Below are 9,768 nucleotides of genomic sequence, written 5' to 3' on the forward strand. Positions count from 1 at the left end.
CGTCCTCATCAACAGCCCGGTTTATCCGCCCTTCGCCCGTACCGTTAAGCTCAATAACCGCAGGCTTGTGACCAATTCTCTGGTCGAGCGGGATGGACTCTTTCAGCTTGATTTTGACCAGCTGGAGCGCGACCTGGCAGACAATGCTGTGAAAATCTATGTCCTCTGCAATCCCCACAATCCCGGCGGCCGGGTCTGGGAGCGAGAAGTCTTGGAGAAAATCGGCCGGCTCTGCCAGCGGTATGATGTGCTGCTGGTCTCTGATGAAATCCATCAGGACCTGACGCTGTTCGGCCATCGCCATGCCTCTTTTAATACCATTTCACCTGATTTCAACGACTTCAGTCTGATTTTATCCAGCGCGACCAAGACCTTCAATATTGCCGGCACCAAAAATTCCTATGCCGTGATTGAAAATCCTGCCCTGCGCAGCCAGTTCAAACGGCGCCAGCTGGCCAATAACCAGCATGAAATTCCGGGGCTGGGTTTGCTGACAACAGAAGCAGCCTATCGCTATGGCCGGCCTTGGCTGAGCGAGCTTAAGGCTGTCTTAGAAGAAAATATTGATTTTGTTGTCAATTATTTTGCTAAGGAAGCACCACGTCTGCGGATTATGAAACCTCAAGGGACTTATCTGATTTGGCTGGACTTTTCCCATTACGGCCTGTCGGATGAGGAGCTTTTCCGTATCCTGCGGGAGGAGGCCAAGGTCGTTCTCAACCGCGGAGCGGATTTTGGCAAGGAGGGTAAGGGCCATGCCCGGCTCAATGCGGCCGCTCCTAAGTCCATCCTTGAAGAAATCTGTCGGCGCATTGCTGCAGCCCTGCCTCAGTAACGGACCCAAAAGCGCTTGAAAGGACATTCTGTGAAAGATTTTCATAAAAAATGAAAAAGAAGAGGCCATTCCTATTGACAATCATTCTAAAGAGGAGTATAGTTAGAATGAAAAATCGGTAGGTGAGGCTACCATAAGGATACGGATGACTACCGCAAAGCAGTGGAGACACTGCTCGTTGGTCAACAGTCCTGATCGCCAAGGTCAAGACTAAGCTCATTTCATCGCCTTATGAAGTTAAAGCTTGAACGGTGAATGCTTGTTTTATCTGTGTTTAAAACAATGAAGCGAATAACCTGACATGCAACACCCTGTCGAGAAATTGGCAGGGTATTCTTTTTTGCTGAAAATATTTCAAGAGTATAAATAGTTGATTGCCTGCCTTTTAAGAAAAAAGAAGGAGGAATAGTAATGAAATTTTGGTATTCTAGTACCAGTCCTTTTGCGCGTAAAGTCTATGCTACAATTTTACATCATCATTTAGAGGAGCAAGTGGATATTCAGAGAGTTCAGGTGGCTTTCGACAAAAATTCACCGCATAATCAAGATAATCCTTTGGGTAGAATTCCTGTTTTTCAAGCTTCCAATGGAGAATGGTTGTATGGTAGTGATTTAATTTCCCAATATTTAGATGAGCTAGGTCAGGAAACTCCGCTTTTTCCTAATGGAATAGAGAAGTGGCACGTTTTGAACATACTGTCCGTTGCTGAAGGAATTTTGGAAAACACAATGCCGATGGTTGCGGAAAAATTTTTTCATGAAAAAGAGCATTGGTGGAAAGACAGACATCAGCAAATTGATGAGAGAAATGTCCGGAGTTTGGCCTTATTAGAGAAATTGGCTACTGAGCAGGGACTTTCTTTAAATATTGCAACAATCCAAGTAGTTGCTCTTGTAGATTGGTGGAATTTACGTGAAGAAGTCATTGGATTTTCTTTGAGAGAAAATTTTCCCGACTTGCAAGAATGGACACAGAAGATGAATGCTACTTTTGATGTCTTGCAAGCATCTTGGGATTATTAACTGCTTTTATAAACTAAGAAAGGAGCAATACGATGCAAATTGACGATCATCCGGAACCGCACATACATAGCCAATCGCTGATTTGTGTCGTTCTGTCCTCATAAAGTGATTGGTCTCTGTGTATGAACCACATTATTCATACAGATAGGAGAAACCAATGAAAAACGTAAAAGAAAGATTGCTGGCAGCGCTGCAGCTGCCTGTTCAAGAAACTCTGGCATATTATAAGAGTGCCTTTCGCGGTCTGACCGAAGATCAGGTCGAGGAAAACCGCGATCTCTACGGAGAAAATGTCATTACCAAGGGGCAGGAAGATTCCATCTTTAAAAAGATTTATGAATCCATCATCAACCCCTTTACCGTCATCCTGCTGGTGATCGCCCTGGTCTCTCTGGTGACCAATGTCTGGCTGGCCAAGCCAGGAGAGGAGGATCCGACAACCTCCATTATCATTGTGGTGCTGGTCCTGATTTCAGGCGGAATCCGCTTTGTGCAGGAGCTGCGGAGCGACCGGGCAGCCAGCAATCTGTCCCGTCTCATCGTCAATACGGCTACGGTGATTCGTGAAGGGGCAGAGCAGGAGATTCCCATTGATGAAATCGTTGTAGGCGATATGATCAAGCTCAGCGCCGGCGATATGATTCCGGCAGATGTGCTCTTGATTGACTCCCGCGACTTTTTCGTCCAGCAGTCTGGCCTGACCGGTGAGAGCGATGCGGTGGAAAAAGTCTGTCTGGCCAAGGCTGACGAGCAAAACTTTGACAGTCTTTTGGAGACCGAGTCTCTGGCTTTTATGGGGACCAATGTCATTTCCGGCCGGGCAACGGCCTTGGTCCTGGTGGTCGGAGACGAGACCATGATGGGAGCTATCGAGCAGACCCTCAATACCTATGACGAACCGACCTCCTTCGAGCGGGAAATGAACAGCATTTCCTGGCTCTTGATCCGGCTCATGCTGGTCATGGTGCCAGTCGTTTTCTTCATCAACGGCCTGACAGACGGTGACTGGCTGGAAGCAGGAGTCTTTGCCCTCAGCGTCGGGGTCGGCCTGACTCCGGAAATGCTGCCCATGATTATCACGGCCAGTCTGGCTAAGGGTTCGATTATCATGGCCCAGGAAAAGGTGGTCATCAAGAAGCTCAATGCCATTCAGGATTTGGGGGCTATCGACATCCTCTGTACGGATAAGACAGGAACGCTGACCCAGGACGAAATTGTGCTGGAATACCCGCTGGATATTCACGGAGACCTGGACTTGGCAGTGCTGCGCCGGGCTTATCTCAATTCTTACTATCAAACCGGCCTCAAAAACCTCATGGATCGGGCCATAATCAGCCGGACGGAAAAAGAAGCAGAAAAGCACGAACTCGTCCGCAACCTGGACCAAACCTTCAAGAAGATTGATGAGCTGCCCTTTGACTTTGAGCGCCGCCGGATGAGTGTCATTGTCAAAGATGATGAAGAGTCCGTCAGCATGGTCACCAAGGGGGCTCTGGAAGAAATGCTGGCTATTTCAAATTATGTGGAATACAAGGGCCGGATTACCGCACTGACCGAGGAAATCCGTCAGGAAATTCTGGACGAAGTAGCCCTGCTCAATGAACAGGGGCTGCGTGTGCTGGGTGTCAGCTACAAATCTGACTTGGAAGAAGATTATCAGTTCTCCATTGATGATGAATCCGATATGATCCTGACCGGCTATCTGGCCTTTCTGGATCCTCCAAAACCATCCGCAGCCCCAGCCATTAAAATTTTAGCTGAATACGGCGTTGCTACAAAAATTCTGACAGGGGATAATGAAAAAGTGACCGAAGCCGTCTGTGAGAAAGTCGGACTGGATGTTGACAGCATCCTCTTGGGCTCTGCTGTGGATGCTATGTCGGACGAGGAGCTCAGCCGGGCAGTGGAAGCAACGACCGTTTTTGCCAAACTATCGCCTGATCAAAAGGCACGGATTATCCTGCAGCTCAAGGCTAACGGTCACAAGGTCGGCTATATGGGCGATGGCATCAATGATGCTCCTTCCATGAAAGTGGCGGATGTCGGCATTTCGGTGGATACAGCTGTCGATATTGCCAAGGAAACGGCCGATGTCATCCTGCTGGATAAGGATCTCATGGTGCTGGAAAAGGGTCTGGTAGAGGGCCGTAAGGTTTATGCCAATATGACCAAGTACATCAAGATGACGGTCAGTTCCAACTTTGGGAATATCTTTTCCCTGCTCTTTGCCAGTGTCTTTCTGCCTTTTCTGCCCATGGCACCGGTCCATCTGATTGTGCTCAATCTGGTCTATGACCTCTCCTGTATCGCTCTGCCTTTTGACAATGTAGACAGTGAGTTTCTCAAGCAGCCGCGCATCTGGTCCGCCAAATCCATTACCCGCTTTATGGCTTGGATAGGCCCAATCAGCTCGGTCTTTGATATTCTGACCTACCTGCTGCTCTATTTTATCATTGTACCTATGATTATGGGTGGCAGTTACCAGCATGGCTCGGCAGAAGCAGCAGCCTTCATCACGCTCTTTCAAACAGGCTGGTTCATTGAGTCCATGTGGTCTCAGACCATGGTTATCTATATGCTGCGCTCACCGAAGCTGCCTTTCGTGCACAGCCGTCCGGCTCTGTCTGTCATTGTGACGACGCTAGCGGCAGCCCTCTTTGTCACTTCCTTGCCTTACAGTCTCTTTGCCGGTCTGCTGAAAGTCGCCCCGCTCAACGGTGTTTATTTCCTGTGCCTGCTGCTGATTATCGTCCTTTATATGGCCAGCGTGACCTTGGTCAAGCACTTCTATATCAAGCGTTATAAGGAATGGCTGTGAGTTTAAAAACAGATAAGAAAATCTTTGAAAAGGCTTGCTTGCTGCGAGCCTTTTTCCTGTGTTTTTGATATAATAAGAAGAATAAGTTGAAAGAAGGAAATCCAATCATGGGAAAACTTGAAGTTATCGCACATCCGCTGATTCAGCATAAGCTGTCCATTTTACGCCGTACGGATACTTCGACTAAGGCCTTTCGGGAGCTGGTCAATGAGATTGCTATGCTGATGGGCTATGAAGTGCTGCGCGACTTGCCCCTTGAAGACGTAGAGATTGAAACACCGATTACCAAGACAGTGCAAAAGCAGCTGACGGGTAAGACCTTGGCTATCGTGCCTATCCTGCGGGCCGGAATCGGTATGGTAGACGGCCTTTTGAGCTTGGTACCGGCAGCCAAGGTCGGCCATATTGGGATGTATCGGGACGAAGAAACCCTGCAGCCGGTTGAATACCTGGTCAAACTGCCGGAGGATATTGACCAGCGCCACATCTTTGTAGTGGACCCTATGCTGGCAACGGGGGGCTCTGCTATTTTGGCAGTTGATTCCCTCAAAAAGCGCGGTGCCAGCAACATTACCTTTGTCTGTCTGGTGGCTGCTCCGGAAGGTGTCAATGCCCTGCAAGAAGCCCATCCGGATGTCGAGATTTTCACAGCTGCTCTGGATGACCATCTTAATGACCACGGCTACATCGTTCCCGGGCTGGGCGATGCCGGCGACCGGCTGTTTGGGACAAAATAAGAGCCTGAATGGTGAACAGCAAGACCTGCTGCAGCAATGCTTCATCTGTAAAATGGCTTTGCTGGCTTCTTGCTTTCAAATCTTTTGTACAAAGCAAATATTTGACCTTTTTTGACCAAAAGGCTATAATAGTCCCATAATGTGAAATTCTATTTCCTAGTTTGATAGAAAAATTTTAAAACAGAAAGTGAGAAAACGATGATTCCTGTAGTGATTGAACAAACCAGCCGCGGAGAACGCTCTTATGATATTTATTCCCGCCTTTTAAAAGACCGCATCATTATGCTGACCGGTCCGGTGGAGGACAATATGGCCAACTCAGTCATTGCCCAGCTCCTTTTCCTGGATGCTCAGGACAACAGCAAAGATATTTATCTTTATGTCAATACACCAGGCGGTTCTGTATCAGCCGGTCTGGCTATTGTGGATACCATGAACTTTATCAAGTCCGATGTGCAGACAATCGTCATGGGCGTGGCAGCCAGCATGGGAACGATTATTGCTTCCAGCGGGGCCAAGGGCAAACGCTTTATGCTGCCAAATGCGGAATACCTGATTCACCAGCCGATGGGCGGCACAGGCGGCGGCACCCAGCAGACCGATATGGCGATTGCTGCAGAGCACCTGCTCAGAACCCGTAAGACTTTGGAACAAATCTTGGCCAATAATTCCGGCAAATCTGTTGCGCAAATCCACAAGGATGCTGAACGCGACTACTGGATGAGCGCTCAGGAAACCTTGGATTACGGCTTTATTGACGAAATCATGGAAAACAGCAATCTGGGTTAAGAGAGAAGGAGCCGAAAGGAGGCTCCTTTTTTTGCAGTTTCCAACTGCTCTTCTGCTGTTCAGCGCTTTTTAAGGGCTGGTTTTTTGGGCCTATCTTTGCTATAATCATGTAAGGACTAGATCTATCGGAAAGGAGTTTTATGCTAAAGAAAAAAGAAAGAGTAGGCTTGGTGGTCTATCTCTATTACAATCGCGATGTTAAAAAGCTGGCCAGTGTCGGAGATGTCATCTATCATTCCAAAAAACATCGCTATCTGCAGCTTTATGTCAATAAAGAAGAGGCAGACAGTCTGAAAAATCAGCTGTCCAAAGAACGCTATATCAAAAAAGTACGGCTCTGCCATATTCAGGATTTAGACACGAATTTTGTCGGCAGCCTCTATCGAAACCAGGAAAACGTTATCATTTGATAAAAGTAAGCATAAAGGGTTGACAATTTTCAGATAATTCGATATATTCTTACTATATCATCAAACAAAAGGAATAAGGAGATTTTGGAATGAAGAAAAAATTTGCTCTGTCCCTAGCAGTATTTGCCAGTGCAGCTCTGCTCGCAGCCTGCGGCGAAGTTTCCAATAACAACTCAACAGCGACCGGTACAGAAATCGGCGACACGCTTAAACTGGGTTTTAACTTTGAAGAATCCGGTGAGGTTGCCGCTTACGGTACAGCTGAACAGCGCGGCGCTCAGCTGGCAGTGGATGAAATCAATGCAGCTGGCGGTGTGGATGGTAAGAAGATTGAAGTAACGGACAAGGACAATAAGTCTGAAACGGCCGAAGCAGCGACCATTACAACCAGCTTGGTAACTCAGGATAAGGTCAATGCGATCATTGGCCCTGCGACTTCCGGTGCGACTGCCTCAGCAACATCCAACGCTGCGAAAGCCGGTGTTCCGATTGTCACTCCGAGTGCGACTCAGGACAATCTGACGGACAAGCAGGATTATCTTTTCCGTGCGACCTTCATTGACAGCTACCAAGGTAAGATTATTTCTAAATATGTAACGGATAATCTGAAAGCGAAAAAAGTGGTTCTCTACTATGACCAATCCAGCGACTATGCTAAAGGAATGGCTGATGCTTTCAAGAAGGAATTTAAGGGCGAAATCGTCGCTACTGAAACCTTCCAGTCTAAGGATACTGACTTCCAGGCTGCTTTGACGAAGATTAAGGGCAAAGAATTTGACGCTCTCGTGGTTCCAGGCTACTACACAGAAGCTGGTAAAATTGTTAACCAAGCGCGTGGTTTGGGGATTACGCAGACCATCGTCGGCCCTGACGGTTTTGGCGATGCTAAGTTTGTGGAGCAGGCAACACCGGCTGCAGCGACAAATGTCTACTATGTATCAGGTTTCACAACTTCCGGCGATATGACTGACAAGGCTAAGAAGTTCATCGAAGCATACAAGGCGAAGTACAATGAAGAGCCTTCAATGTTTGCGGCGCTTTCCTACGATTCTGTGTATATGGCAGCAGAGGCTTCAAAAGGCGCTAAAACATCTGTAGAACTCAAGGATAACCTGGCCAAGCTGAAAGATTTTGAAGGTGTTACAGGTTCAATCACCATTGACAAGGACCACAATCCAGTGAAAACAGCTCTGATGATTGGTCTGAAAGACGGTCAGGTAGATACTGTTGAAACGGTTGAAGCTGAATAAAAGTTACGAGGCTGGGACTATCCCAGTCTTTGACTTGTTTTTAATTTCCAGTTGTTTGAGTGAGATTGGATAGATGACTGCTTGCTGTAAAAGTTTATGTATCAGCTCCTATTCATTTCTTCATCAACTATTATTGCTATTTTGGGAGTGGGATGACAAAATCACGACCTAGTCTGCTGGTTTTTGTCCCATTCCTTATTTTATTATAGAAAGCGTGGTGTGTCATGCTCCAACAATTAGTCAACGGTTTAATTCTGGGCAGCGTCTATGCGCTTCTGGCTCTGGGTTATACTATGGTTTACGGGATTATTAAACTGATTAACTTCGCCCACGGCGACATCTATATGATTGGGGCCTTTATGGGCTACTATCTGATTAATATCCTGAAGTTTAATTTCTTCCTTTCTCTCATCTTAGCCATGCTGGGGACAGCTCTTCTCGGTGTAATCATTGAGTTTCTGGCCTATCGTCCCCTGCGCCATTCGACCCGGATTGCGGCTTTGATTACGGCCATCGGTGTGTCCTTCCTCTTGGAATACGGCATGATTTTCTTTGTCGGCGCCAATACGCGTTCCTTCCCGCAGGTCATGAAGATTGAACGCTACAGTCTGGGTCCGGTTTCAATTTCCAACATCCAGCTGCTGATTCTGGGGATCTCGATTTTCCTCATGGTGGCCCTGCAGTTTATTGTGCAAAAGACCAAAATGGGGAAAGCTATGCGGGCTGTTTCTGTAGACAGTGATGCGGCCCAGCTGATGGGGATTAATGTCAACCGAACAATCAGCTTCACTTTTGCTCTGGGCTCTGCTCTGGCCGGAGCGGCCGGTGTCCTCATTGCCCTCTACTATAATTCACTGGAGCCCCTGATGGGAATGACTCCGGGGATTAAGTCCTTTGTGGCGGCTGTTCTGGGCGGTATCGGTATTATTCCCGGCGCAGCTCTCGGCGGCTTCGTTATCGGCCTGTTGGAAACCTTTGCGACTGTCTTCGGTCTGTCTGACTTCCGCGATGCCATTGTCTATGCCATTCTGATTGTGATTCTCTTGATTCGTCCAGCTGGTATCCTTGGCAAAAATGTGAAAGAGAAGGTGTAAAGTATGAAAAAGAATTTAAAAATAAATGCTTTATGGCTCGGCCTGCTGCTGATTGGCTATGTGCTGATAACAGTTTTGGTCAGTGCCGGTGTCCTCAATGCCTTCTATATCCAAATCTTTGAACAAATCGGCATCAATATTATTATGGCTGTCGGTCTCAATCTCATTGTAGGATTTTCCGGTCAGTTCTCGCTGGGCCATGCTGGCTTCATGGCGATCGGTGCCTATGCTGTCGCCATTATCGGCTCTAAATCGCCTACCTACGGCGCTTTCTTTGCTGCTATGCTGGTCGGTGCCCTCATCGCCGGTGCCGTGGCTCTGACAGTAGGGATTCCTACCCTTCGTCTCAAAGGGGACTATCTGGCTATCGCCACTCTGGGAGTATCAGAGATTATCCGTATCCTCATCATCAATGGCGGGGAGCTGACCAATGGTGCGGCCGGTATCACCTATATTCCGCCTTTTACCTCTTGGCAGATGGTCTATCTCTTTGCTGTTATTACAACGATTTTGACCATCAACTTCCTGCGCAGTCCGATGGGCCGCAGCACTCTGGCCGTCCGCGAAGACGAGATTGCGGCCGAGTCTGTTGGGGTTCATACGACCAAGGTCAAGGTAACCGCCTTTGTATTCGGTGCGATTACCGCGTCAATTGCGGGTTCGCTGCAGGCTGGTTTTGTCGGCTCAGTGGTGCCAAAGGATTACTCTTTTACGAATACGATTAACATTTTGATTATTGTCGTCTTTGGCGGTCTGGGATCGATGACCGGGACGGTTGTCGCAGCCGTAGTTCTAGGCGTTCTCAATATGCT

At 47.7% G+C, this 9,768-nt stretch carries 8 protein-coding genes, 1 pseudogene and 1 riboswitch; all 9 genes and pseudogenes read left to right on the top strand.

Annotation, left to right across the window (positions count from 1 at the left end; translation table 11 throughout):
• Positions 1-835 (top strand): MalY/PatB family protein (locus STRDD11_RS04105; protein ID WP_164828369.1); only part of this gene is annotated, 835 nt, incomplete at its 5' end.
• 107 nt (positions 836-942) lie between these two features.
• Positions 943-1,098: riboswitch (M-box (ykoK) riboswitch) on the top strand.
• A gap of 148 nt (positions 1,099-1,246) precedes the next feature.
• The gene (locus STRDD11_RS04110) at positions 1,247-1,858 is read left to right on the top strand and encodes a glutathione S-transferase family protein (protein WP_128835673.1); all 612 of its coding nucleotides are present in this window, start codon (positions 1,247-1,249) and stop codon (positions 1,856-1,858) included.
• A gap of 157 nt (positions 1,859-2,015) precedes the next feature.
• A complete protein-coding gene (gene mgtA / locus STRDD11_RS04115) occupies positions 2,016-4,676 on the top strand; it encodes a magnesium-translocating P-type ATPase (protein ID WP_128835676.1) in 2,661 nt (886 codons plus the stop codon).
• A gap of 107 nt (positions 4,677-4,783) precedes the next feature.
• On the top strand, positions 4,784-5,413 hold the full coding sequence (gene upp, locus STRDD11_RS04125; RefSeq protein WP_128835680.1) for a uracil phosphoribosyltransferase: 630 nt from the start codon (positions 4,784-4,786) through the stop codon (positions 5,411-5,413).
• Positions 5,414-5,602: 189 nt separating this feature from the next.
• Positions 5,603-6,202: pseudogene (locus STRDD11_RS04130) on the top strand (ATP-dependent Clp protease proteolytic subunit); the annotation flags it as partial.
• 140 nt (positions 6,203-6,342) lie between these two features.
• Complete coding sequence (locus tag STRDD11_RS04135) at positions 6,343-6,612, top strand: YlbG family protein (RefSeq protein WP_128835685.1); 270 nt, start codon at positions 6,343-6,345, stop codon at positions 6,610-6,612.
• Positions 6,613-6,701: 89 nt separating this feature from the next.
• Positions 6,702-7,862, top strand: coding sequence for an ABC transporter substrate-binding protein (locus STRDD11_RS04140; RefSeq protein ID WP_128835687.1), 1,161 nt, complete (start codon positions 6,702-6,704; stop codon positions 7,860-7,862).
• 224 nt (positions 7,863-8,086) lie between these two features.
• Positions 8,087-8,956 (top strand): branched-chain amino acid ABC transporter permease, encoded by an 870-nt coding sequence (locus STRDD11_RS04145; protein ID WP_128835690.1) that lies wholly within the window; start codon positions 8,087-8,089, stop codon positions 8,954-8,956.
• Positions 8,957-8,959: 3 nt separating this feature from the next.
• On the top strand, positions 8,960-9,768 hold an 809-nt coding region (locus STRDD11_RS04150; protein ID WP_241209335.1), incomplete at its 3' end, for a branched-chain amino acid ABC transporter permease.

The sequence above is a fragment of the Streptococcus sp. DD11 genome (assembly GCF_001578865.1).
In the GTDB taxonomy this organism is placed as follows: domain Bacteria; phylum Bacillota; class Bacilli; order Lactobacillales; family Streptococcaceae; genus Streptococcus; species Streptococcus panodentis.

Excerpts from the sequence above, each read along its gene's own strand:
- STRDD11_RS04110 (WP_128835673.1), top strand. The coding sequence starts at position 1,247 with ATGAAATTTTGGTATTCTAGTACCAGTCCTTTTGCGCGTAAAGTCTAT.
- mgtA (WP_128835676.1), top strand. The coding sequence starts at position 2,016 with ATGAAAAACGTAAAAGAAAGATTGCTGGCAGCGCTGCAGCTGCCTGTT.
- upp (WP_128835680.1), top strand. The coding sequence starts at position 4,784 with ATGGGAAAACTTGAAGTTATCGCACATCCGCTGATTCAGCATAAGCTG.
- STRDD11_RS04135 (WP_128835685.1), top strand. The coding sequence starts at position 6,343 with ATGCTAAAGAAAAAAGAAAGAGTAGGCTTGGTGGTCTATCTCTATTAC.
- STRDD11_RS04140 (WP_128835687.1), top strand. The coding sequence starts at position 6,702 with ATGAAGAAAAAATTTGCTCTGTCCCTAGCAGTATTTGCCAGTGCAGCT.
- STRDD11_RS04145 (WP_128835690.1), top strand. The coding sequence starts at position 8,087 with ATGCTCCAACAATTAGTCAACGGTTTAATTCTGGGCAGCGTCTATGCG.